This window comes from Amycolatopsis sp. WAC 01375 (genome assembly GCF_003947325.1).
Classification (GTDB): domain Bacteria; phylum Actinomycetota; class Actinomycetes; order Mycobacteriales; family Pseudonocardiaceae; genus Amycolatopsis.
Window position 1 is genome coordinate 75,816 of sequence record NZ_QHHW01000040.1, and the last position, 22,668, is coordinate 98,483.

General features: G+C 69.8%; 22 protein-coding genes and 2 pseudogenes. 12 read left to right on the forward strand and 12 right to left on the reverse strand.

The window, feature by feature from the left end; translation table 11 throughout:
- Window positions 1–5 precede the first annotated feature (5 nt).
- The 4 genes from DL991_RS28720 (at window position 6) to DL991_RS28735 (ending at window position 3,098) form a co-directional block, all read left to right on the forward strand.
- Complete coding sequence (locus tag DL991_RS28720; RefSeq protein ID WP_125787469.1) at window positions 6–1,193, forward strand: RNA polymerase sigma factor; 1,188 nt, start codon at window positions 6–8, stop codon at window positions 1,191–1,193.
- 62 nt (window positions 1,194–1,255) lie between these two features.
- Complete coding sequence (locus tag DL991_RS43815; protein ID WP_255431391.1) at window positions 1,256–1,378, forward strand: hypothetical protein; 123 nt, start codon at window positions 1,256–1,258, stop codon at window positions 1,376–1,378.
- On the forward strand, window positions 1,375–2,268 hold the full coding sequence (locus DL991_RS28730) for a carbohydrate ABC transporter permease (RefSeq protein ID WP_125787470.1): 894 nt from the start codon (window positions 1,375–1,377) through the stop codon (window positions 2,266–2,268). Before DL991_RS43815 ends, DL991_RS28730 begins: the two co-directional genes overlap by 4 nt.
- 2 nt (window positions 2,269–2,270) lie before the next feature.
- Entirely contained in the window at window positions 2,271–3,098 is an 828-nt protein-coding gene (locus DL991_RS28735; protein ID WP_199754113.1) for a carbohydrate ABC transporter permease, read from the forward strand.
- Between the two features lie 459 nt (window positions 3,099–3,557).
- Here the strand turns inward: DL991_RS28735 and DL991_RS28740 are convergent, their stop codons facing one another.
- From DL991_RS28740 to DL991_RS28760, 5 genes are all read right to left on the reverse strand, one after another.
- The gene (locus tag DL991_RS28740) at window positions 3,558–4,739 is read right to left on the reverse strand and encodes a DUF222 domain-containing protein (RefSeq protein ID WP_370308062.1); all 1,182 of its coding nucleotides are present in this window, start codon (window positions 4,737–4,739) and stop codon (window positions 3,558–3,560) included.
- Between the two features lie 135 nt (window positions 4,740–4,874).
- On the reverse strand, window positions 4,875–6,236 hold the full coding sequence (locus DL991_RS28745; protein ID WP_125787472.1) for a GH1 family beta-glucosidase: 1,362 nt from the start codon (window positions 6,234–6,236) through the stop codon (window positions 4,875–4,877).
- Between the two features lie 11 nt (window positions 6,237–6,247).
- A complete protein-coding gene (locus tag DL991_RS28750; protein WP_125787473.1) occupies window positions 6,248–7,507 on the reverse strand; it encodes an ABC transporter substrate-binding protein in 1,260 nt (419 codons plus the stop codon).
- A gap of 44 nt (window positions 7,508–7,551) precedes the next feature.
- Window positions 7,552–11,205: a BTAD domain-containing putative transcriptional regulator gene (locus DL991_RS28755; protein WP_125787554.1), complete on the reverse strand. Its 3,654-nt coding sequence runs from the start codon at window positions 11,203–11,205 to the stop codon at window positions 7,552–7,554.
- Window positions 11,206–11,265: 60 nt separating this feature from the next.
- Window positions 11,266–13,329, reverse strand: coding sequence for a BTAD domain-containing putative transcriptional regulator (locus tag DL991_RS28760; protein WP_125787474.1), 2,064 nt, complete (start codon window positions 13,327–13,329; stop codon window positions 11,266–11,268).
- 236 nt (window positions 13,330–13,565) lie between these two features.
- On the opposite strand from DL991_RS28760, the gene DL991_RS28765 reads away from it, so the two are divergent.
- Together DL991_RS28765 and DL991_RS28770 are read left to right on the forward strand one after the other, a co-directional pair.
- Complete coding sequence (locus DL991_RS28765) at window positions 13,566–13,817, forward strand: hypothetical protein (RefSeq protein ID WP_125787475.1); 252 nt, start codon at window positions 13,566–13,568, stop codon at window positions 13,815–13,817.
- 82 nt (window positions 13,818–13,899) lie between these two features.
- A complete protein-coding gene (locus tag DL991_RS28770; protein ID WP_125787476.1) occupies window positions 13,900–14,535 on the forward strand; it encodes a response regulator transcription factor in 636 nt (211 codons plus the stop codon).
- 103 nt (window positions 14,536–14,638) lie between these two features.
- Here DL991_RS28770 and DL991_RS28775 read toward each other — a convergent pair whose 3' ends face one another.
- The 3 genes from DL991_RS28775 to DL991_RS28785 all read right to left on the reverse strand — a co-directional run bounded on the left by DL991_RS28775 (window position 14,639) and on the right by DL991_RS28785 (window position 16,683).
- Window positions 14,639–15,565 carry a hypothetical protein gene (locus DL991_RS28775; protein ID WP_233599048.1) on the reverse strand — a complete coding sequence of 309 codons (927 nt, stop codon included), beginning with the start codon at window positions 15,563–15,565 and terminating at the stop codon, window positions 14,639–14,641.
- A gap of 93 nt (window positions 15,566–15,658) precedes the next feature.
- Window positions 15,659–16,186: an EF-hand domain-containing protein gene (locus tag DL991_RS28780; protein ID WP_199754114.1), complete on the reverse strand. Its 528-nt coding sequence runs from the start codon at window positions 16,184–16,186 to the stop codon at window positions 15,659–15,661.
- A 98-nt stretch (window positions 16,187–16,284) separates the two neighbouring features.
- Window positions 16,285–16,683 (reverse strand): YafY family protein, encoded by a 399-nt coding sequence (locus DL991_RS28785; RefSeq protein ID WP_125787477.1) that lies wholly within the window; start codon window positions 16,681–16,683, stop codon window positions 16,285–16,287.
- 88 nt (window positions 16,684–16,771) lie between these two features.
- Between DL991_RS28785 and DL991_RS28790 the strand changes: the two genes are divergently transcribed.
- The 4 genes from DL991_RS28790 (at window position 16,772) to DL991_RS28805 (ending at window position 19,259) form a co-directional block, all read left to right on the forward strand.
- Window positions 16,772–18,010, forward strand: coding sequence for an MFS transporter (locus DL991_RS28790; protein ID WP_125787478.1), 1,239 nt, complete (start codon window positions 16,772–16,774; stop codon window positions 18,008–18,010).
- A gap of 35 nt (window positions 18,011–18,045) precedes the next feature.
- Window positions 18,046–18,252: a hypothetical protein gene (locus DL991_RS28795; RefSeq protein ID WP_125787479.1), complete on the forward strand. Its 207-nt coding sequence runs from the start codon at window positions 18,046–18,048 to the stop codon at window positions 18,250–18,252.
- Between the two features lie 76 nt (window positions 18,253–18,328).
- Entirely contained in the window at window positions 18,329–18,505 is a 177-nt protein-coding gene (locus DL991_RS28800; protein ID WP_125787480.1) for a CsbD family protein, read from the forward strand.
- Between the two features lie 94 nt (window positions 18,506–18,599).
- Window positions 18,600–19,259, forward strand: coding sequence for a pentapeptide repeat-containing protein (locus tag DL991_RS28805; RefSeq protein WP_125787481.1), 660 nt, complete (start codon window positions 18,600–18,602; stop codon window positions 19,257–19,259).
- 25 nt (window positions 19,260–19,284) lie between these two features.
- Here the strand turns inward: DL991_RS28805 and DL991_RS44055 are convergent.
- Window positions 19,285–19,569 (reverse strand): annotated as a pseudogene (locus tag DL991_RS44055) (cupin domain-containing protein); the annotation flags it as partial.
- Here DL991_RS44055 and DL991_RS44060 point away from each other — a divergent pair.
- Window positions 19,510–19,767 (forward strand): annotated as a pseudogene (locus DL991_RS44060) (AraC family transcriptional regulator); the annotation flags it as partial. The pseudogenes DL991_RS44055 and DL991_RS44060 overlap by 60 nt on opposite strands.
- Before the next feature lie 70 nt (window positions 19,768–19,837).
- A complete protein-coding gene (locus DL991_RS28820; protein ID WP_125787482.1) occupies window positions 19,838–20,170 on the forward strand; it encodes a helix-turn-helix domain-containing protein in 333 nt (110 codons plus the stop codon).
- 3 nt (window positions 20,171–20,173) lie between these two features.
- Here DL991_RS28820 and DL991_RS28825 read toward each other — a convergent pair whose 3' ends face one another.
- Genes DL991_RS28825 through DL991_RS28835 form a run of 3 tightly spaced genes read right to left on the reverse strand, consistent with a single transcriptional unit; the run spans window position 20,174 to window position 22,661 of the window.
- The gene (locus DL991_RS28825; RefSeq protein WP_125787483.1) at window positions 20,174–20,764 is read right to left on the reverse strand and encodes a ClpP family protease; all 591 of its coding nucleotides are present in this window, start codon (window positions 20,762–20,764) and stop codon (window positions 20,174–20,176) included.
- Window positions 20,761–21,387 carry a ClpP family protease gene (locus tag DL991_RS28830; protein ID WP_125787484.1) on the reverse strand — a complete coding sequence of 209 codons (627 nt, stop codon included), beginning with the start codon at window positions 21,385–21,387 and terminating at the stop codon, window positions 20,761–20,763. Before DL991_RS28830 ends, DL991_RS28825 begins: the two co-directional genes overlap by 4 nt.
- Before the next feature lie 56 nt (window positions 21,388–21,443).
- A complete protein-coding gene (locus DL991_RS28835) occupies window positions 21,444–22,661 on the reverse strand; it encodes a serine/threonine-protein kinase (RefSeq protein ID WP_125787485.1) in 1,218 nt (405 codons plus the stop codon).
- Between the last annotated feature and the right edge of the window lie 7 nt (window positions 22,662–22,668).

The window sequence follows — 22,668 nt, forward strand, 5'->3', positions numbered from 1 at the left end:
CGTCGATGGATTTCGACGGGATCTACCGGGCGGAGTACGGCCGGTGCGTGGCCACCCTGACCCGCCTCCTCGGCGACATCTCGCTCGCCGAGGAGGCGGTTCAGGACGCGTTCTCGACCGCGGTCGAGAAGTGGGCCGAGCCACCGCCCAATCCGGGCGGCTGGATCGTCACCACCGCCCGCAACCGGGCGATCGACCGCCTGCGCCGGGAATCCACCCGCGAGGCCCGGCACGCGCAGGCCTTGCTGCTGCACCAGCCGGATGAGCCCGCCGAGGTCGGGCCGGTGCGCGACGACCAGCTCCGCATGATCTTCACCTGCTGCCATCCGGCGCTTTCGCCGCTCGCGCGGACCGCGCTCACCCTGCGGCTGCTCGGCGGGCTGGAGGTGGGGGAGATCGCGCGGGCGTACCTCGTCCCGGAAACGACCGTCTCCCAGCGGATCGTCCGAGCGAAGAAGAAGATCCGCGACGCGGGCATCCCGTATCGGGTGCCGCGGGACGATGAACTCCCCGATCGGCTGGGCTCCGTGCTCACCGTGCTCTACCTGGTCTTCAACGAGGGATACACGTCCACGTCGGGAGACCTGCTGCGGACGGACCTCTGCCTGGAAGCGATTCGCCTCGCGAGGGCGCTCGCCGAGCTGATGCCGGACGAGCCGGAGGTACTCGGGCTGCTGGCGCTGCTCCTGCTCACCGAAGCCCGGCGGCCGGCGCGGGTCGGGCCTTCCGGTGAGCTGGTGGTGCTGGCGGACCAGGACCGGTCCTTGTGGAATCGCGAGCTGATCGCCGAGGGGCACGAACTGGTGCGGCGATGCCTGCGTGTCGACCGGCCGGGTCCGTACCAGGTGCAGGCCGCGATCAACGCCGTGCACACGGACGGATCGGCGACCGACTGGACGCAGGTGCTGGCGCTCTACGACCGGCTGTGGCGGCTCACCCCGACACCGATCGTCGCGCTCAACCGCGCGGTCGCCGTCGCCGAGGTGCACGGCCCGGCGGCGGCACTGGACGGGATCGCCGAGCTGGATCTGCCGGGTTACCATCATCTGCCCGCCACCCGCGCGAACCTGCTCGCCCGCCTCGGCCGGACTTCGGAAGCCATCGCTTTCTACGACGAGGCGGTCGCCTTGGCCACCAACGACACCGAACGAGCCTTCCTGGAGAACCGCCGGGCACGCCTCGGGTCCCCGTGACGATCTCGACCAACTATTGTCGCGGTGACCGCTCATCCGCCAGGGCAGGAGGTAAGGCGACGGTGAAACGCGCGGCCCGCTTCGGGGATCTCGGTGACGTCGACACCCTGATCACCGACACCCGCGTCGATCCACAGGTGGCCGACGAGATCACCCGGGCTGGGGTCAAGGTGATCACCGTTTGAAGCGTACGGGCGAGCGGCTCGCCGGATATCTGATGACCGCGCCGTTCTACGTCCTGTTCGGCGTGTTCGGTCTCTTCCCGCTGCTCTACACCGCCTGGGTGGCGCTGCACCACTGGCATCTGGTCAACGGTGACACCGGGTTCGCCGGTCTCGGCAACTTCGCCGCCCTGCTCCAGGATCCGAAGTTCTACAACGCGCTCTTCAACACGGTCAGCATCTTCGTTCTTTCGACCGTCCCGCAACTGCTGGCCGCGCTCGGGCTCGCAGCACTCCTCGACCGCCCGTTGCGCGCGCGGACCCTGTGGCGGGCCAGTGTGCTGCTGCCCAACGTCGTCTCGGTGGTCGCGGTGGCGCTGGTGTTCAGCCAGCTCTTCGCCGAGGACTACGGCGTCGTCAACTGGGTGCTGGGCCTGGTGGGGCTCGACCCGGTGGACTGGCGGACGGACCGGTTCGCCGCACACGTCGCGATCAGCGTGATGGTGATGTGGCGCTGGACCGGCTACAACGCGCTGCTCTACCTGGCGGCCATGCAGTCCGTGCCGCAGGAACGCTACGACGCCGCCATGCTCGACGGTGCCTCGCGCTGGCGGACCTTCTGGTCGATCACCGTGCCCGCGATCCGCCCGACCATCGCCTTCACCGTCGTCGTCTCGACCATCGGCGGGTTGCAGTTGTTCGCCGAGCCGCAGTTGTTCGACGACACCGGGACCAACGGCACCGGCGGCGCCGACCGCCAGTTCCAGACACTCGCCATGTACTTGTACGAGAAGGGGTTCGGCGAGTTCGACGCCGGATACGCGGCGGCCATCGCGTGGCTGCTCTTCCTGTTCTCGGCGGGCTTCGCGCTGGTCAACTTCTCGCTCGTGCGCCGGATGCGGGGCGGCGAGTGATCGTGGCGGCGAGGGAACGGACCGGATTCGTCGCCTACGGGCTGCTGCTCGCTGTCGCCGTCGCGTCGATCTTCCCGCTGTACTGGTCGTTCGTGGTGTCCTCGAAGGACAATTCCGCGCTCGGCGAGACGACTCCGCCGCTGCTGCCCGGCGGCAACCTGATCGAGAACGTGGGCAAGGTCTTCGACACCGTCGATTTCTGGCTGGCGATGCAGAACTCGCTGATCGTCGCCGGCACGGTGACCGTATCGAACGTGCTGCTCTCCAGCATGGCCGGATTCGCCTTCGCGCGCCTGCGTTTTCCCGGCCGCGACTCGCTCTTCCTGGTCGTCATCGGCACCGCCATGGTGCCCGCCCAGCTCGGGGTGATCCCGCTCTACCTGGTGGTCGGCGAATTCGGCTGGTACGGGCGGCTGGAGGCGGTGATCGTGCCGGGCCTGGTCGGTGCCTTCAGCGTGTTCTGGATGCGGCAGGCGTGCGAGGAGGCGATCCCCGGCGAACTGCTCGACGCCGGCCGCGTCGACGGCTGCTCGACGGTGCGACTGTTCTGGAGCGTCGCCCTGCCCGCCATCCGTCCTCAGGCAGCCGTGCTCGGGATGCTGACGTTCATGACGGCGTGGAACGACTTCTTCTGGCCGTTGATCGTGCTCGACCCCAACGCGCATCCGACCGTCCAGGTGGCGCTGTCGCGGCTGGCGAGCGGTTACTTCACCGACTACTCGTTGATGCTGACCGCGGCCACGATCGGTGTGCTGCCCGTGATCGTGCTGTTCATCGTGCTGGCCAGGAAGGTGGTCGACGGCGTCATGCGTGGCGCGCCACGGGGCTGACGACCGCGGTCGCGTCGAGCGCCTGGATTCGGTCTGGCAGGCGGGCTGTTGCCGTGTTTCGGTGATGTCGATGGGCTGCGAGTGGTTTCGCTGCCACTGCTGGGCTGGATCAGAGTGTGGTCACGTCGGGTGCCTGTGCGAGGTCATGAGCGGATTCCAGCCGCGATTGAGCCGTTGCCGTATTTCGGCGACAGGGCTGGCGCCGATCGCGCAATCGCGGTCGTGGCGCCGTTGCCGTATTTCGGCGACCGGGCTGGTGCCGGTGGTTGCGGGTGCGGGCTGTTGCCGTGTTTCGACGATGCTGACGGGGTGCGGGCGGTTCCCCGGCCACCGCCAGATCAGATCAGATCAGATCAGATCAGATCAGATCAGATCAGAGCGTGGTCACGTCAGGCGCCTCTGCAAGTTCATGAGCGGATTCCAGACCCGATCGAGCCGTGGCCGTATTTCGGCAACGGCTCAGAACGGCGGCGGTTCCTCGGCGCGGGGTTCGTGCAGTGGCGGCGGTGTGCTGTCGTAGCTCCGCCCCGTGGGGGTGGTGATGGTGAGAGTCCCGTCGGAAGCCAGCCGGTAGACCCAGCCGGGTTCGTCTTTGAGGCGGTGGTCACGGCGGCAGAGGTCGATCAGTTCGGTATCACTGGTGTGGCCGCCGTGTTGCCACGGCAGCGAGTGGTCGAGGTCGCAGGCTTGGGCGACGCGGTGGCAGCCGGGTCTTCGGCATTCCCGGTCGCGTACCCGCACGAACTCGCCCAACCCGGCGGTGGGCCGATACCGGTCACGGCCCAGATCCAGGACCTGTCCGGAGAGCGGGTCGGTGATGATCCGGCGCAGCACGGTGTCCGGCCCGGACGCGATGTGCCGGGCCAGTGCAGCCGGTATGTGGCCGTGTCCGGCCAGCTCGGCGGGATCCTCGTTCACGCCCAGATAGGTGTTGAGATCCATGTAGAGGAACACTTCGCACCGTTCACTCTTGCCGCCTTGACCGCTGAGCAGGAGATCGAGGGCGACGTCGGCGCGGAGCTGGTCGAGGGTGCGGGGCTCGTCGCCGGTCTTGAGGGCGCGTGCTTCGCGGTCGATCCGGGTGTAGGCGGCGGCGACTTTCTCGACGGGGCCGTCTTCGACCTCGATCGAGGCGACCCCGGTCTCGCCCTGCCGGATCGAGAGGCGGCGCCCGGCGCGGTGGCGTTCGGTCCGAAGACCCGCCCCGTCGCGGTCGGCCATCATCGCCGCGTGGTTCGCCGCTTTCCGGATCTGGTCGGAGTTCCTGCCCGGTAACCGGGCCTCCAGTACCTCGTCCACCGCACGTGCGTCGTCGTCGGACAGCCACGCGGTGGCCGTGGCGACTTTCATCGCCCCGTAGCCGCCCACCTGCCCGCGATCCAGGAGCCCCAGTGTTCGTGGCAGCCGGGTGGTCAACGCCTGGGCCGTCGACACCAGTCCAGCCGCGTGACCGTCCACAACAGACAGAGCGAACGCGACTTCCTGCGTCACGCCGGCCGCACCGTCGCGGTGACGGTTCAGTTGCGCGAGAGCGCGGAAACGGACCGCTTCCAGCCGCGCGATTCCCTCCGACGCCGCCACGGCAGCGTCGACAGCATCCTTGTCCTCCAACGAATCCAGCGCGACATTGACCTCCTTCAACGCGGCAGAGGAGGTGATTTCCTTGAGTAGCGCCACAGTGGCGTTGCGTGTGTCCACACAGAGAACGTACAACCGGCCACCGACAGTTTCCGGCCGCCGATTTTCGGCAACAACGAGGCCGGCCCTCCAGAACCGCTAGAGCCCGTTGCGCGCCACCACGTCCGCGTAGAACCGGGCGCTGTCCTTGAGTACTCGTTCCTGCGTCTCGAAGTCGACGTGCACGAGGCCGAACCGCTGCGTGTACCCCATGGCCCACTCGAAATTGTCCAGCAGCGACCAGGCCATGTAGCCGCGGACGTCGGCGCCCTGTTCGATGGCGTCGTGCACGGCGGCGAGGTGTTCGGCGAAGTACCGCACGCGTTTCGCGTCGTGCACGCGCCCGTCGACGACCTCGTCCTCGAACGCGGCGCCGTTCTCGGCGATCAGGAGCGGCAGGCCGGGGCAGTGTTCGTGCAGCCACAGCAACAGATCGGTGAACGACGACGGCCGCTGCTCCCAGCCGAGCGAGGTCAGTTCGCCGCGTGGTCGCTGGACGTCCATCCCGCGCAGGCCGGGTAACGGGCAGTTGCTGTCGGCTTCGGGATCGTCGAGCGGCACGGCGCGGGCGGGCGCGTAGTAGTTGACGCCCAGGACGTCCAGCGGCTGCGCGATCACTTCCAAGTCGCCGTCGGCGATCGCCGATTCCAGCGTGCCGAGATGCGCCAGATCCGCCAGCAATTCGGGCGGATAGCCGCGGCCGAGCAGGGGATCGAGGAAGAACCTGTTGTGCAGGAAGTCGAATTTGCGCGCGGCCTCGCGGTGCGCGGCGTCGTCCACGTCGGTCAGCACGGGGGCGAAGTTGAGCACGATGGACACTTCCTGCTCTCCGCCACCGGCCCGCAACGCCTGCGCGGCCCGGCCGTGCGCGAGCAGGAGGTTGTGCCCGGCGACCAGCGCCGCGCCCTCGTCCCGGATACCCGGCGCGTGGTCGCCGTTGCCGTAGCCGATGAAGGCGGCGCAGAACGGCTCGTTGATCGTGGTCCATTGCCGGACGCGGTCGCCGAGTGCTTTGTGGACGGTCAGCGTGTAGTCGGCGAAAAGCTCCGCGAGATCGCGGTTGGGCCAGCCGCCTTCCGCTTGCAGCGCCTCCGGCAGATCCCAGTGGTAGAGCGTCACCATCGGAGTGATCCCGTGCTCCAGCACCGTGTCGACAAGGCGATCGTAGAAGGCGAGGCCGCGCGGTTCGCTCGTGCGGCCGTCCGGCATCACCCGCGACCACGCGACGGAGAAGCGGTAATACGGCACGCCGAGTCCGCTCAGCAGGCCGATGTCCTCGCGATAGCGCCGGTAGTGGTCACACGCCGGTTCGCCGGTGGCGCCGTCGAGCACCCGGCCGGGCCGCGCGGTGAAAGTGTCCCAAATGGACGGTCCGCGGCCGTCGGCCGTCGTCGAACCCTCGATCTGGTAAGCCGCCGTCGCCGTGCCCCAGCGGAACCCGGCCGGAAACCCGCGTGTCACGCCGTCCTCGCTCATTTGGCGGCCGCGGCGCGGCCCTCCGTCGAAGCCTGGTTCCAGGCCTCGTCGAGCGATTGCCGTCCCTCCTCGACGCGGCCGAGCGCGTGCCCGTATACGGGCCGCACCTCGCCGTCACGCAGCCCGCGGTAGTTCGGCCGCAGCGCTTCGGCGGAGGCGGCGAAGATCTTGCCGACCGGCGCGTCGCCGAAGTACTTGCTGGTGTGGGAAAGCACGGCGCTGTCCTGATAGGCGCCGAGTGAGCTCGGCAGCAGCCCGCTTTCCAGGAAGATCCGTTTCTGCTGTTCGGGCGCGGTAAGCCAGACGGCGAGATCGTAGGCCTCCTTGCGGTGCGCGCCCTGTTTCGGCACGGTCAGGAACGAGCCGCCCCAGTTGCCCGCCTTGCCGGGAACCGCGGTGACGTCCCATTTGCCCGCCAGCTCCGGTCCGCCCGCCTCTTCGATCTGGGTGAGCATCCACGCGGGACAGGTGATGGCGGCGAACCGGCTCTGCTTGATCGCCACCGTCCACGGCTGCGTGAACGTGGTGACCGCCGCCGTCTCCTTCTTCAGCGCCATCCCGCCCGCCAGTTCGAAAGCCTTGCGCACGTTGGGGTTCTTGTCCGCGACGAACGTGTCGTCCTTGGCGAAGTAGTTCTCCTCCGCCTGGTTGAGCATCGCCGTGTAGATCGTGCCCGCCGAGTCGGCGAATTTGACGTCTTCCGGCGCCTTGGCACTGAACCGCTCCCCGGTTTCGGCGAACTTCTCCCAGGTCGGCCACAGCGCGGCCACCTGATCGCGGTCGGTCGGCAGGCCGGCGTTCGCGAACAGGTCGCGGCGGTAGCAGAGGGCGAGGCTGCCCATGTCGGTGCCGAGCCCCATCACGAACTTCCCGCCGTCCGCGGTGCCCTGATCCCATTTCCAGGCAGGCCACTGCTCGCGGAGACCCTGCGCGCCGAATTCGGACAGATCGGTGAACTTGTCCGTGGACTGGCGGAACTTGGGAAGGTACTGCTCCTCGATCGCGACGACGTCCGCGCTGCCGCGTCCGGCGCCGAGGCCGGTGGCGAGCTGCCGGTGGTGCGTCTCGAAGTCGGCGACCCGGCCCTCGACGGTGATGCCCGGATGCGCCTTCTCGTAGTCGTCGAAGAGTTTCTCGTACCCGAACTCGCCGAAGGTGGCGACGGTGAGCTTGATCGGGTCGCCGGGTTCCGGCGTGCCCGAACAGCCGGTGAGCAACAGCACGAGGGCCGTCAAGCCGGCCAGCACGCGGTTCATGGTTCTCCTCGGTCGTACGGTGATGATCGCGTTCACGCCGGCCTTCACGCGAGCCGTCTGGGCAGCTGATCGCCGACGGTCAGCCGGGAATCCGCGTGCAGTTTGGTCAGCACCCTCGACACCAGCGACTGCACCGTCCTCCTCGGCAGGCTCAGCTCCGCGGCGATCTCGGGATTGGACAGTTTCGCCGCCACCAGCCGCGCGACCCGCAGTTCCAGCGGCGACAGCGCGCCGCTGTGCCGGGGTCCGCGCTCGGCGCGGCTCAGCACCCCGTAGCGGCGCAGCCGGTTTTCCGCCCGGCGGATGCTCCAGGTGGCGCCCACCGGCCCGAGCACTTCGCACGCCTCGGTGAGCGAGCGGGTGGCCGCCTCGAGGTAACCGGCGCGGCCGAGTAGTTCGGCGGCGTCCTCCAGCGCGGCGGCGAGTTCGATCGGGCGGCCGACCTCGCGGTAGTGATCGGCCGCGGACAGCATGCCTTCGGGATCGCCGTCGATCAGCGCGCGGCATCGGGCGGCGGCTGCGGTCGCCCTGGCCGGCACGGTCTCCTGGCTCGCCTCTTCGGCGCAGACGGCGAGCGCTTCCCGTGCGACGGCGTCGTTCCCGGCCGCGAGCGCGACGCGGACGACGTCGGGAAGCCATTGGTGGCGCAGCATCATCCGGGCGTAGTCGGGGCGCAGCACCGGCGCGATCAGCCGCAGCGCGTCGTCGAGCGCGCCGCGCTGTTCGGCGGCCATCGCCAAGGCCGCGAGGTAGAAGTCGCAGCTCTCGCGCTCGGACGAGTTCGACGGCGAATGCGCTTCGGCGGCTTCCAGATGGGCGCGGACGGAGACGCGTTCGCCCCGGTGGCCCGCGATGAGGGCGGCGACCCCGTGCAGCAACAGCGCGGCGGCGCCCGGCTCGCGCACCCCGTAGAAGGTGATCGCCGGGCCGTCCTCGGTGACCGAATCCAGTTCGGCCAGCGCCTCGTCCCAGCGGCCGGTCCAGTAGTAGTGCACGGCCGCCGAAACCTGCGGACCGGTCGGCAAGCCGTGCCGGGCCGCCGTCTCGTACCCGGCGTGCAGCGTCGCGTCGGCCTCGGCGAGCCGGTCGAGGTTCTGCAGGGTGAAGAGGCGGTTGTCGAGCAGGTCGAAACGCAGGGTCGCCAGCTCGGCCTGGTCGCCGGTGGTCTCGAGCGCGGCGTCGATCGCGGTCAGCGCCCGGTCGTGCTCACGGCGAATCGAGTGCACGAGCCACAACGTCTGCTGCGCGTGCGCGGCGGGATAGCGTTCGCCCGCCTCGACGGCTTCGGTGTGCAGGCCCCGCGCGATCCGTTCGGTCTCGTCGAGATCGTCGAGGGTGCCGCGCCGGAAGTTGGCGAGCAGGGTCCGGGTGCTGGTGCGCCACAGTTCCGGTATCGACGGATCGTCCGCGGTGTCGGCGAGTGCCTCGATCGCGCCGGGCGTGTCGCCCCGGCGGTAGCGCAGCGCGGCGAGGAAATGCCGCATCTGCGCCAGATCCGCCTTGTCTTCGACCATCTTCACCGCCTGCTCGGCTTCGGCCTCCGGCGCCTGTTCGAGACGGAACAGCACCCGCACCAGCGCGGCGATCAGCGTCCCCCGCTGTTCGCGGGTGGGCACCGTGCTGCCGAGCGCGCCGCGGAGGAGATCGGCCGCGATATGCGGGGCACGGTTGGACACCGCGACGTGGTTGGCGGTGAGCCAGCCCGCCAGCCACGGGTCGAACGGCACCGGCCCGGCCGCCAGCTGCTCGGCGACCCGTTTGACCGGCGCGCCCGCCCTCGCGAGCGACTCGGCGGCACGCCGGTGCAGCGCGGCGCGGACCGGTTCGGCGATGCCGCCGTAGAGCGCCTGCCGCTGAAACGGATGGTGGAAGGCGAGTTTGTCGCCTGCGTACTCGATCACGCCCGCGGTGGTGGCCGGTTCCAGTTCCCGCAGGACCTCCAGCGGGCTCTTGCCCGCCAGCGTGGCGAGGTCTTCGACGGCGAATTCCGCGCCCAGCAGGGAGGCGGTGCGCAGGATCTCGGTCGTGGCCGGATCGAGGCATCCCAGCGTGCGGGCCACCGCGGCGAGCAGTGACCGCGGCGCGTTCTCGGTGCCGTCCAGGGTCACCTCGGCCACGCCCGCCTTGATCAGCAGCGAGCCGGTGCGCACCAGGTCGTGCGCGATTTCCCTGGCGTAGAGCGGGTTCCCGGCCGCGCGCCGGACCAGCGGACGCAGGCTCGGCCCCAGCCTGGCCCCCAGCACCACTTCGAACACGGCGGCGATCTCGTCGTCGCTCAGCACCTCGACCGGCATGATCTCGCCGTCCCTCGCCTCGACCCCGCGGCGCAGCCGGGCAAGGTCCCGGCGGCCGTGCCCGGTGCGGGTGGCGGCGACCAGCAGCAACGGCAGCTGGCGGGTGGCGGCGGCCAGCCGCTGCCACAGCAGCACACTGGCCTCGTCCGCCCAGTGGAGGTCGTCGATCACCAGCACCAGCGGGCCCGCCGCGCAGGTGTCGTCGACCAGTGCCAGCAGCTTGTCCACAGTGGACAGGATCGGGTCGGCGGGGCCCCAGTTCCCGTGCGCGGGCTCGGCGTGCAGCTCACCTGCCAGCTTGGCCTTGGCCGGATCCGCCGCGCCGTGGTGCACGCCGAGGCATTCCATGATCACCTGCAGCGGGAAACGTTGCTGGAGCTCGTCGGCCGCGGTCCAGGCGAGCTGGCAGCCGCGTGCCGCGGCGCCCGACAGCCCGGCGATCAGCAGCTCCGATTTGCCGATGCCCGGTTCGCCTTCGAGCCAGACCGGACGGCCGCGGCCGGCGAGCACGTCGGTGACGAACCCGTCCAGCCGTTCGACCTGCCGGGTCCGGCCGGGCAGCCGGCTCTGGCCGCCGCGTTCGATCGCCTTGGCCACCGGCGGCGGCACGACCCGGATCGGGGCCGGTTTCGCGTCGGTGACAGGTTTTTCGGTGCCGCTCAGGATGCGCTGGTGCAGGTCACGCAGCGGGGCGCCGGGTTCGACGCCGAGCTCGTCCCGGAGTATTCGCCTTGCCTCGCGGTACGCGGCGAGCGCCTCGATCTGGCGGCCGCTGGCGTGCAGGGCACGCATGAGCGTCTCGTGCAGCGACTCGCGCAACGGATGCCGCCGTACCAGCGCGGTCAGCTCGGCCACCAGTTCGCGGTGGTCGCCGAGGCGGAGCAGCGCGGTGGCGCGCAGCTCGGTGGTGGCCAGCTGGAGTTCGGTCAGCCGGACGCGTTCCGCTTCCGCGAACGGGCCCGGTACGCCGGAATAGGCCTCGCCGCGCCAGACCCCGAGCGCGGTGGTGAGCCGCGTGGCCGCGCCGCGCCGATCGGCGTGGGCGAGCAGCTTCCTGGCCGCGGCGGCGTCCTGTTCGAACCGGTGGACGTCGAGCGCCTCGCGGTCCAGCCGCAGGGCGTAACTCGATCCGGACGAACGCAGCATTTCGTGCGCGTCGCCGCCCGCCTTGCGGATCGCCCCGCGCAGGCCGGAGACGTAAGTGTGGACACTGCCGGTGGCACTGGCGGGTGCCGACTCGCCCCAGACGCTCGAAATCAGTTCGCCGAGCGAGATCGCCTGGCCGCGGCGAGCCGCCAGGGTGGCGAAAACCGCGCGCTGGCGGGCGGGCCCGAGCTTCAGCTCGACGTCTTCGAGCCAGGCACGAGGCGGCCCGAGCAACTCGACGCGCAGCCCGTTCGTCACGCCGGCTCCGTTTCTCGTCATGCACCGAAAGTGGCCGGATCACTACTGTGTCCCCGCAGTTTAGGACGTCCTCGGCGCGGTTCGGTCGCGCACCCGGGCGAGCGCGTGCAGCGGTGTGCACCAGGGCTGGGCGGGCAAGGAGGGCACAGCGTCCGTCGCGGGCAGTAGCAGCAGCGCGGCGAGTTCGCCCGCCAGGTCCTGATGCTGCTCCTCGGTGAGATTCCGTTGGCGAGAAAGCAAATGGAGCAGCTCGACGGCGGGTCCGGCCGGCAACGCGCGGACGTTGTCGAGCACCCATCGCGGGATCCAGGGCGCCGTCAGTTCGTCGCCTGCCTGGAGCAGTTGCTCGGCGACCCGGTCCGCGGGCGCGCCGGAGTCCGCCATGGTCGCGGCGATCTCCTGGTGCAGTACGGCGCGGATGGCGGGCGGGGTGTTCGCGGCGAAGACCGAGGCCACCAGCGGGACGCGGAACCGCAGGCGTTCTCCCTCGGATTCGAGCACACGCGCGGCGAGCGCCTCTTCGACCGCTTCGCTGAGCGCCGTCGGTTCGCGGCCGGTGACGTCCGCCAGCCCGGCGACCGTGAACGACGAGCCGAGCAGTGCGGCCGAGTTGAGTGTTCGCTTGCACGCCAACGAAAGCGTGGCGAGATGAGCTTCCACGATCGAGGCGATCCGGCTGTGCGGCGCGGTGGTCGCCTCCCGGCCGTCGGCGAACTCGGCGAACAGTTCGCACAGGTAGCCGACGTTCCCGGCGGTGTACTCGGCGGCGAATTCGAGGAAGTCCCGGCCGGGGCCCCTGGCCAGCGTCTCCTCGGCGAGCGCGGCGACGGCCGGGGCGTCGAACGGCGGCAGCGAGACGATCTCGCCGTCGAGCTCCGAGCGGAGGACGTCGAGCAGGCGGCGCCGGGGGAGCGGGCGCGCCGAACCGATCAGCAGCAGCGGCAGCCGCGCGGTGAACCGGTGAAGCCGCTGCCAGGCGAGCAGGCTCTCCTCGTCGGCCCAGTGCAGATCTTCGAAGACGAGCACCCGCGGCCCGGCTTCGCACAGTTCGGTGACCGTTTTGCCGAGATCGTCGAGTGCTTCGCCGCCGAGGCTGTCGGCGATGAGGTTCAGCGGGACCGCGCTGGTCAGTTCGTCGGCCGTGACCCAGCGCGTGCGGCTTCTCACCGAGGCGAGGGCCTGCGCCAGAAGCGTGCTCTTGCCGCTGCCCGCCTCGCCGTCCAGCCAGACCGTCCCGCCGCGGCCTTCGTTCAGCAGGGCGGACAGGTGCCGTCGCAGCCGGGCGAGCTCGAACTCGCGGCCGACGAAAATGGACGGCCGTCCGGGCGGCGTCGTCGGCCGGTGCCGTTCCGGCTGGTCGCGGTGGTGCAGCGACGGATCGTCGTCCAGGACGCGCTGCCGAAGGGTCAGCAGTTCCGGGCCGGGTTCGAGGCCGGACTGCTCGATGATCGTCTCGCGGGCGCGGTCGAACGCGGCCAGCGCCTCGGCCTGCCTGCCCGCCCGGAACAACGCGGTGACCAGCATGCGGTGCAGACCTTCGCGCAACGGATGGCGCTCGACCAGCACCGTGAGCTCGTCCACGAGTTCGCGGTAGCCGCCGAGGTACAGCGCGACCTCGGCCTGGCGTTCGAGCGCGCTCATGCGCAGTTCGTCCAGCCGGGCGCGCTGGGTCTCGGCGAACGGGCCGGGGATCCCGTCCAGCGCGGACCCCCGCCACTGCCCGAGCGCGGAGCGAAGCGACTCCAGTTCCCGCTGGTGCGCGCCGGCTAGCCGATGCGCGCGGGCGCGTTCCAGTTCGGCTTCGAAGACGTGGACGTCGACCTGCTGCTTCGGCAGGTCGAGGCGGTAACCGGCGCGGGAGGCGACGAGCGGTCCGCCCACCGGCTCCAGCGCGCGGCGCAGCGCGGAGATGTAGGTGTACACGATGCCGGTGGCACTGTCCGGCGGCCGCTCGCCCCAGACGGCGTCGATGAGCTCCTTGCGGGAGACGAACTGACCGGCGTGCAGGGCGAGCGCGGCGAACACCGCTTGCCGCTGAGCCGGCCCGAGGGCGATCTCGCCGGCGTCGGACCGGGCAGGGGGACCGCCCAGCAACCGCACCGTCAGCGAGGAAACCTCGTCCATGACCTGCCGCCTGTGCTTCCGACTGCCGAAAAAAGGGGTCCTGCTCAGCAGAAAGCCTACTGGCGCCGATGTGGGCTTCGCAATCAAGCGGGCACCCACCGTATGGGTTTCGGCCGCCGGGTGAGGAACTGTTCTCCCGGACAGGTGACGGGCGAGTGGGCAAACCCGGACGTTCGCAGGGGCAAAGTGTCGTCCGGCGCTGGTGGCGGGTATGCGCGGCTGTGCATGCTGTGCCGGTGAGCCAGGATCAGGAGCTGTTCGCCGGAGATGTCCTGCTCAGCCTCGCCCAGAACGGCAGGCTGGTGCTCGACGCCGACGAGGCCGAAGCACGCATCACCGAGCTTCGGCGCACGCTGGCCTTCGGTCACGCCCTGCTCGCCGACCCGGACTACACCGGTCCCGAAGCCAGGCTCCGCGAAATCCTCGACGAGCTGCCGAAGTACGTGGAGGCGTTTCAGCTGGCCACGAAGTCCTTCACGCCTCGTTGAGAACTCGTGGAGACTTCGTGAAGAGCTCCTTCGCAGACTGTGTCCCATCCGACTGGGGCCGCGGACAAGCGGAGGGGACGAAGTGGACACGGAAACCCGACAGATCACCGTGGCGGTGCACGCGCCCGACCCGATCACCACGGCGGGCCTGGCCAGTCAGCTGGGCACGCAGCAGGGGATCGTCAGCCGGGATTGGGAGCGGCGCGCCGAGACCGACGTACTGGTGTTCGCCACCGAACGGCTGACGCCCGAAACGGTGCTCTGGCTGCGGCGGCTCGCCGCCGAGGACGGCAAGCCCGTGGTGCTCGTGGTGAGCCAGATCAGCGAGGCGGAACTCGTACCCGCCATCGAATGCCGGGTGGTGGCGGTGCTGCCGCGATCGGCCACGACCGGCGAACGGCTGGCGCACGCCGTCCGCGCCGCGGCCACCGGCGGCGGCGTACTCCCGCCGAGCCTGCTCGGCGAGCTGCTCAAACACGTCGAACGGCTCCAGCGCGAAGTGCTCGACCCGATGGGCGTCAACACCGCCGGGCTCACCACGCGGGAGATCGACGTGCTGCGGCTGATGGCCGAGGGCAAGGACACCGTCGAGATCGCCGGCGAGCTCAGCTACTCGGAACGCAGCGTGAAGCACATCATCCAGGGCATCACCGGACGGCTGAAGCTGCGGAACCGCCCGCACGCCGTCGCCTACGCCGTGCGGGCCGGGGTCATCTGACCGGAGCCCGACCTCACGTGATCAGAGGCGTAACTCACGTGATTGGAGACGTAACTCGCGTGATTGGAGACCGCACTGCGTGTTACGCCTCCAATCACGCGTGTTACGGGTTGTGCCGGGCCAGGCGTTCGGTGACGACGGCCAGTTCGAGGGGCTGATCGCGTTCGCGGGCGAGCCAGAGGCATTCGCCGGCGGGCTCCTCGCCGAGGCAGGCCCGGACCAGGTGTCGATGCAGCAACACGCGTCCCGTCGGCATAGCGGTGGCGAGAGTCTCCAGCGCGTCGAGTGCCTGCTTCGCCGCTGCCCGGTCGTTCCTCCGCAACGCGAGTTCGGCGAGATCGGCCCAGGCGATGTCCGTGCCGACGGCGAGCCCGCGAGTGGCCGCGTGCAGGCGCCGGGCGGCGCGGTCGGTTTCGCCCGCCGCGATGTCGACACGTGCATCCGCGATGTCGAGCAGATGCGCCAGCGTCGGCGCCGTGGCGCGGGCCGAGGCCAGCAGTTCCCGTGCCTCGGCGGGCCGCCCCTGTGACAGCAGGACCGACACGGTCGAAAGGTGCATCGCGGCCGAGCCGATGTCGTAGCCGCGCGGCGAGCGGTCGGCGATGGCGCGGCGGGCGAGGTCGATCGCCCGGGCGGGCCGGCCGCGCATGGCCGCGAGCATCGAACGTTCGCCGTCCCGCAGGCCGGATTCGGGGAAGGCCTCGTCGGAGAGCAGCTTTTCCGCGCGAGCTCGTTCGCCCAGCACCAGCAACGCGGAGACGTACGAGGTGATCTGCTCGTTCCGGTGCAGCGGCACCGTCCTCAACGGCCACCGCTCGCGTTCGGTCAAGTTCGCGCCGAACCGTGCGGGCCGGCCGTTCCAGAGCTCGGCCAGGCCACCGAAGAGCTCGCCCAACATGGCCGAAACCGCCGACTCGGTGCGCCAGAAAACGTTCTCCGCCAACAGTTCCGCCGCTTCGGCCCACCGGTCCCGCAGGCACAGCGCGATCGCGCTCGAGACCGTCGAGTCGGCTTCCTGTACGGCGTCCACGCCTGCCATCGTGAGCCGACAGGGCGTTCAAGACGTGGTACGTGGCGGGGTCTGGCCCGTATGGACGCCGGGTCGGCCCGAAAGCCGCGACGGTCAGGCCGCGAGTGGTCCGAAGACCAGGGTGCCCGGCGCCTCGGCGTCGTCACCCGCCCAGAACTCCAGCCACAGCGCGGCGAACTCGTCCCGGGACAGCATTCCGTCACCGTCGGAATCCAGCAGCGGGAAGGTGGCGTCGGTGTCGGTGGGGCGGCCGTTCCAGACCTCGATCAGCTGGTGGTACTCCGCCGCGGAGATGAGGTCGTCGCGGTTCTCGTCGATCGCTTCGAACATCGCGTCGGCGGTCGCGGTCACGGCCTCGGGCGTGTCCGGCAGCTTGTCCACCACCAGCAGGACCTCGTCGAGGGTCACCTTGTCGTCGCGGTTCAGATCCGAGGCCGCCAGCAACGTCGTCCACCAGCTCAGCATGATGCCGGTCAGGTGCCGTTCGTCACCCGGCCCGCGCCGCCGCGCCCAGCGCTCGGCCAGCTCTTGGAAGTCCCGCTCCCGCAGGAAACCATCGCCGTCGGCATCCATCGCGGCGAAAACGCCCGAGATCTTGCGCCGTTGCAAGTCGCTAGCCATGCGTCCGAACGATAGAACCGCATGCGGTAAAGGCATATCGGCCATTCAGGGGCCCGGCGAGCCACGATCGGGGGACGGTCGTTCACTGGTTCCCGAGGTCATTTCCCGGTGAGCGCCGCGAGGATCTTGCCCAGCGCGGACTGCGCCACCGCCGAGGTGTACGGACCGACGGCGACCAAGGAGGCGATGAGCGCCGAGGCCTCGCCCGGCGTCAGCGAGATCGGCGGCAGTACGGGACGTGCGTCGATGCCATAGCCGCCGCGCGGCCCCCGGTGAATGGTGATGGGAACGCCCGCTTCGCGCAGACGGGTGATGTCGCGTTCCACGGTCCGCAGGCTCACCCCGGTCGCCTGCGCGAGGCTCGCGCCGGTCACCCGGCGCGGCGCCCGCACCCGCAGGAGTTCGATGATCGCGTGCTGTCGCTCGATCAGGGGCGCAGCCTGGTGCAGCTGGATCATTCCCGCGATTCCCGGGGAACCGACCGGCCGCTGGGGCATTTCCGCTCTCCTCGACTTCGAATAACCGACCCGGCTTTGACGTCTATTGGATCTTAGGCTCGTTTTTCCTTCCAGTGATCGGATTTCGATGCCTTCATCTTTCGCGTTCCCCGGTGACTTCCGGCGCCTGTGGATCGGCCAGACGATCAGCGCGTTCGGCGACAAGGTTTCGCGGATCGCGTTGCCGACCGCCGCCCTGCTCGGGCTCGGCGGGACCGCATGGGACGTCGGACTGCTGGCCGCGCTGAGGTTTCTGCCGTTCGTGCTGATCGGCACCCTGGCGGGGGTGTGGGTCGACCGGCTCCCGCTCCGCGAGACGATGATCGGGGCCGATGCCGGCAGGCTGGTGGCGATGGGGTCGATCCCGGTCGCGTACCTGTTCGACGTGCTCACCCTCGCTCAGTTGTTCGTGGTCGCAGGTGTGGTCGGCGTGCTGACGGTCTTCTTCGAAATCGCCGCCCAGTCCTATCTGCCGGTACTCGCCGGACCTGAGGGCATCGTGGCGGGGAACGAACGGCTGCAGACCTCCCGCGCGGTCGCCGAGGTCGGCGGTGCGGCCGCCGCGGGCGGGCTGATGCAGATCCTCGGCACCGCGCTGGCGATCCTGGCCGACGCCCTGTCCTTTCTCGCTTCGTTGCTGACCTTGATGCTGATGCGCCACCGCGAACCGCCCCAGACACGGGCCGGGGAGCCGCGATCGGCGCTGAGAGAGGCCAAGGAGGGCCTGACGGTGTTGTTGTCCGACGTCAGGCTGCGCAATCTGATGTTCGCGAGCACGACGGTGAATCTCGGCGTGGCGACAGGGAACGCCCTCGTGCTGGTCTTCGCCTACGGGGACGGAAAGCTGAGCCCGGGCGCCGTCGGTCTCGCGTTCGCGATCGGCACGGCCGGCCTGATCTTCGGCGCGATGTCGTCCGGCGCGATCGCCCGCAGATTCACCCTCGGCCGGACGCTGGCCACCTCGATCCTGCTGACCGGAGCGGGCTTCCTGCTGTTGCCGATCGGCGGAAACGAAGCCGCGTTGATCATGCTGATCGTGAGCCAGTTCCTCATCGGTTTCGCCGACTCGGTCTTCAACATCCACGTGCTCAGCCTGGTTCAGCGCATCACGCCACCGAAGCTGATGGGCCGGGTCAACGGGACCGCGCTCTCCGTGGTCTTCGGCACCGGAACCCTGGGTGGCCTCGCGGCCGGCTTCGTCGGCACGGTCTTCGGCGCGCTGCCCGGACTGGTGCTGTCGGGCGCGATCATCTGCTGTGGCGCGGTATTCGTCCTCGGTCAACCTGATGACGGGCGTACAGGGGCGAAAGTATGTATAACGACCTAGACGGCCGGACGCCAAGCCGAACCTGGAGGTGGCGGATGACAGCCGAAGTCGAGCGGGCGGCGCACGCCTACTGCCCCGTCTGCAATCCGGATCCCGGACTCGGTGAGCGGGTCGCCGCGCTTTGCGGGGCCGTCCATCCCTACTGGGGCCGTCGCGAACGGCCGGTGAACAACTGCCCGGCGTGCGAAGCCCTTGCCGCGAAGACGGTGTACCCGTGCGGCCACACGGGTGGCGAGAGATGAGGGCCACAGCGGATACGCCGTTTCCGGAGGCGGAGGCCGGGTATCCGGAGGCGGCCGACAACGAAGGGAGGCCCTGATGAACGACAAGGCCGAGAACAAGGTCGAAGAGCTCAAGGGTAAGGCGAAGGAGGCCGTCGGCGACGCCACGGACAACGAGCAGTGGCAGGCCGAAGGCAAGACCGAGCAGGGCAAGGCCAACGTCAAGCAGGCCGGCGAGAAGATCAAGGACGCGGTGAAGGGCGTCCGCGACTGACTTGCGGGCCACCAGCGTGTGATGGCCCCCTTCCCTCGGCTCAGTCGTGGCAAGGGGGCCTTCACGCGCGAGCCCCTGCGGTACGGTCCGGATCATGGACTTCCGGGATTTCGACGGCATCAAGGTGCGGCGCCCTTCGGTCGAGCGTGACGGCCTCGAAAGCGAACCCGCCGTGTTCCGGGGTGACTTCGAATTCGACTCGGTCCATCTCGACGGCGGCGACCAGGACGGGGTCCGTGGCGGCGGCGAGATCGCGCATTGCCTCGTCTCCGACGTCAGCCTGGCGAACGCCCGCCTCGACAGGTTGGCGCTCTCCGACGTGACCCTCGAAGGGGTCGACCTGTCGAACGCGGCGATCCGCGAACTGACCGCACGCCGGGTCGAAATCCTTCGCTGCCGGGCGATCGGGCTGGGGGTCGCGATCGCGTCGGCCGTCGATCTCTATGTCGAGAACGCGCGGTTCGACTACGCGTCGGTGACGGTCGAGCGGGTGAAGAGTCCGGTCGTGTTCTCCGGCTGTTCGTTCCGGGAGACGGTGTTCTCCGGCGACCTGTCCCGGTTGACCTTTGTGGACTGTGAGTTCACGGACACGGAATTCGCCGCGACCGGCGCACTGGACTGCGATCTCCGCGGCTCGCGGTTGTCCGGCGTCCGGGGGCTGGTGACTTTGCGCGGCGCGAAGATCACCGGCGAACAAGCCGTGTCGATCGCGGGGATCCTGGCGACCGAGAGTGGATTGTCGGTCGTCGGATGACCTCCTTACCTGGCAACGAGTTCTGGAGGAAGAGCGTGCACCCGGTCGCCGAGGCGGGCACGTGCCACGAACCGGCCGGAGCGTGCAGGAAGGTCCCTGCCGGATAGTCGCGCGCACCGTCGTTGAAGGCGCCGGAGACGACGAACGCCTCTTTGGGGCCCGGTCCGTGGACGTCGCGATGCGGCCACTAGGTGCCGGGATCCATTTCCAGCACATTGGCGTGCGCGCCGTCGGCTCTTGTCCACAGTGGACGCACGCCGCCCTCGTCGCCCGGCACATGGTGATGCCGCCGCACCGCGACGGTGGTCAGGCACAGTTCGCGCCGGCCCGCCGCCCGGCGACGAGCTGGACGGTCTCCTCGAGTGGGCGGGCGACCGCTTCGGGACACCGTTGTCGGTGGGCGATCTGGCCGCGCACCTCGCCCCGCACGCTCGCCCGGCGGTTCGCCGATCAGTTGGGCACCACGCCGGGGGCATGGCTGTTGACGCGCCGTGTGACCGAGGCGCGCGCTCCGGGGCCCGGTTTCGCCTTGAGCGGAACGGAGCCCGCGCGTCCCGGCGCGATGTCACGATGATCGTATGGCGGACATCCTCCCTTTCCAGCAGAAGCGGCCCGAACCGGAGCCGCTGTGGCGTGACGTGCTCGGCAAGAGCCTGCGCGCCGCGCGGGAGGACCAGGGCGGCCGCCTCGTCGACATCGCGGAACGCGCCGGGATCTCGCCGCAGTACCTCTCCGAGATCGAACGCGGCCGCAAGGAACCGTCCAGCGAGATGATCGCCGCGGTCACCGGCGCGCTCGGGATCGACCTGGCGGACCTCCTCTTCGGTATCGCGGGCACGATCAGCCGGGGCGGCAGCACGGGTCTCGCGGTCGGCCGCCGCCCGCGAGGACCCGTACTCATGGCTGCGTAGGCGCTAGGCTCGTTCGTCGAGGACGCGGTCCGCGAGTCCGTAGGCGACCGCGCCCGCCGCGTCGAACACGCGGTCCCGGTCGGTGTCGTGCCGGAGATCCGAGACGGTGCGGCCGGTGTGCACGGAAAGGATCTCCTCCAGCTGCGTCCGCACCCGCACGACTTCGTCGGCTTGAAGGATGAGGTCCGGGATGGTGCCGCGTCCCTGTGCGGCGGGCTGGTGGAGCACCACCCGGGTGTGGGGCAGCACGAACCGGTGCCCCGCCTCGCCCGCGGCCAGCAGGATCGCGCCCGCCGCGACGGCCTGGCCGACGCAGGTCGTCGCCACCGGCGCCTTGATGAAGCGCATCGTGTCGTACAGCGCGAGCATCGCCGACGGGTCGCCGCCCTCGGTGTTGATGTAGAGGTTGATCTCCTGCTCGGGGTTGTCCGCCTCCAGGTACAGCAGTTGCGTGATCAGGGCGTTCGCCACGCCGGAGTCGATCGCGGTCCCGAGATAGATGATCCGCTCCGACAGCAGATGCGAGTAGACGTCCATGATCCGCTCGCCGGCGGGACTGCGGGAGATGACGTTGGGGATGGTGTAGGTGCTCATGCGCCCGCACCCCTTTCCGTGCCGAGGCCGAGTTTGTGCGTGCGGACGGGGACGACCTGGTCGAGGCTCTCGACGATGTGGTCGATGAAGCCGTATTCGCGCGCTTGCTCGGTGGTGAACCAGCGATCGTGGAGGGAATCGGCGAAGATCCGGTCGATGGGCTGCCCGGTGTCGTCGGAGATGAGGCCCAGCACCGTGTCCCGCGTGTAGCGCAGGTCGTCCGCCTGCACCTCCACCTCGACGGCCGAACCGCCGATGCCCGACGAGCCCTGGTGCATCAGGATCCGCGCGTGCGGCAGGGCGAACCGTTTGCCAGGGGTGCCCGCGGAAAGCAGGAACTGCCCGGCACTGCAAGCCAGCCCCAGCGCGAGGGTGGCGACGTCGCACGGTACGAGCCGCATCACGTCGCGGATGGCCAGCATCGAGGGGACCGAACCGCCCGGCGAATGGATCCACAACGCGATGTCCTTGCGGGGATCCTCGCTCGCCAAGGACAGGAGCTGGGTGGTGAGGACCGTGCCGTTGTCGTCGTCGAGCGCGCCGTCGAGGACCAGCACACGCTGGCTGAAGAACCGTTCCCGGAGCCGTTGGTCGAAGAGTGGCTGTTTCTCGTAGTCGGTCATGCCCCGACGATGCCGCCGGGGCGCGGGCGTCCGCCGGTTTCTCTGCTGTGAGCGGATCAGCCCACAGCAGGACGCTTGGCCGGGACCAACCAGGCGACTCCGGCCAGGACGACGGCGAAGACGAGGACGAGGACATCGATGGTGAGACCCGGCTGAACCGGAAGGCCGAGGTGCACCCGTTCCTCGCCGAGGAAGGTCAGTAGACACATCGAGAGCAGGGTCAGCGCCGCGGAGACGCTGAGCATGATCTGCCCCGCCCGGATCCTGGCGAGCAGGCTCGCGCCACCCGCGACCGCGGCCACGCCGGCGAGGACCAAGCTGATGTCTCCCACCGTGATCGACAGATGCGCGAACTCGAAGAAGTAGTACGCCTGGTGCATGAGCATCGCGTTGCCGAGCAGTGCGAAGCCGAGCACGATGCCCGCCACCCCGGCCAGGACCGCGAACACGGAGGGCGGGGTCAGCCCGGGCCGCCGCGGCGCGGGCAGGATCGGCACCGGGGTTTCGATCCCGTTCGCGGCCTGGGCCAGCAGCGGGAGCGCGTGATCCGGCAGCAGGCGCGCTTGCGGCGCTTTCGCCAGCAGCCCGCGGAGGACGTCCGCGAGTGGCCCGTACGTCCGGTCGAGGGGCGGCTGCTCGTTGACGACGGCGTACAGCGTGGCCGCGACGTTCGCCCGTTGGAAGAAATTCCCGCCCTCGCTCGCACTCAGCAGGGTCACGCCGAGCGCCCAGAGATCCGAATGGGGAGTGCCCTCGTGCCCCGCGATCGTTTCGGGGGCGAGGAAGGCCGGGGTACCGACCGGGTCGAGGGCCTTGGCGATCCCGAAGCCGGTCAGTTTCACCGTGCCGTCGGGACCCACCAGGATGTTCGCGGGCCGGACGTCCCCGTGCACGATGCCCGCGGTATGCGCGGCGGCGAGCGCGCCGAGCACCATTCCGCCGATTTCGGCCACGAACCGCGGCCGCATCGGACCCGCCGACGCCAGCTCCTCCAAGGTCCGCGCCTCTACCAGGTCCATCACGATGAACGCCGTCCCGTTGTCAGCGACGACGTCGTGCACGGGCACCACCGACGGGTGATCCACCGCGACGCTGGCCTCCCGCTGGAGGCGTTCCACGACGGCGGGCTCGTGGGTGGGCAGCGGCAGTTCCTTGATCGCGACCCGGCGGCCGTCCGGCCCGTCCTCGCCACGCCACAGCACGGCCGTCCCGTCGCGACCCAGCTCCTCGAGCAGGGTGTAGCGCTCGGCGATCGTGCGGGAAACTGCCGTCACAGTGGCT

Bases quoted from the DNA above. Each gene is read 5' to 3' on its own strand.
- DL991_RS28795 (WP_125787479.1), top strand. From the start codon at position 18,046: ATGACAGCCGAAGTCGAGCGGGCGGCGCACGCCTACTGCCCCGTCTGC.
- DL991_RS28800 (WP_125787480.1), top strand. From the start codon at position 18,329: ATGAACGACAAGGCCGAGAACAAGGTCGAAGAGCTCAAGGGTAAGGCG.
- DL991_RS28750 (WP_125787473.1), bottom strand. From the start codon at position 7,507: ATGAACCGCGTGCTGGCCGGCTTGACGGCCCTCGTGCTGTTGCTCACC.
- DL991_RS28805 (WP_125787481.1), top strand. From the start codon at position 18,600: ATGGACTTCCGGGATTTCGACGGCATCAAGGTGCGGCGCCCTTCGGTC.
- DL991_RS28790 (WP_125787478.1), top strand. From the start codon at position 16,772: ATGCCTTCATCTTTCGCGTTCCCCGGTGACTTCCGGCGCCTGTGGATC.
- DL991_RS28760 (WP_125787474.1), bottom strand. From the start codon at position 13,329: ATGGACGAGGTTTCCTCGCTGACGGTGCGGTTGCTGGGCGGTCCCCCT.
- DL991_RS28825 (WP_125787483.1), bottom strand. From the start codon at position 20,764: ATGAGCACCTACACCATCCCCAACGTCATCTCCCGCAGTCCCGCCGGC.
- DL991_RS28820 (WP_125787482.1), top strand. From the start codon at position 19,838: ATGGCGGACATCCTCCCTTTCCAGCAGAAGCGGCCCGAACCGGAGCCG.
- DL991_RS28720 (WP_125787469.1), top strand. From the start codon at position 6: ATGGATTTCGACGGGATCTACCGGGCGGAGTACGGCCGGTGCGTGGCC.
- DL991_RS28780 (WP_199754114.1), bottom strand. From the start codon at position 16,186: ATGGCTAGCGACTTGCAACGGCGCAAGATCTCGGGCGTTTTCGCCGCG.
- DL991_RS28830 (WP_125787484.1), bottom strand. From the start codon at position 21,387: ATGACCGACTACGAGAAACAGCCACTCTTCGACCAACGGCTCCGGGAA.
- DL991_RS28785 (WP_125787477.1), bottom strand. From the start codon at position 16,683: ATGCCCCAGCGGCCGGTCGGTTCCCCGGGAATCGCGGGAATGATCCAG.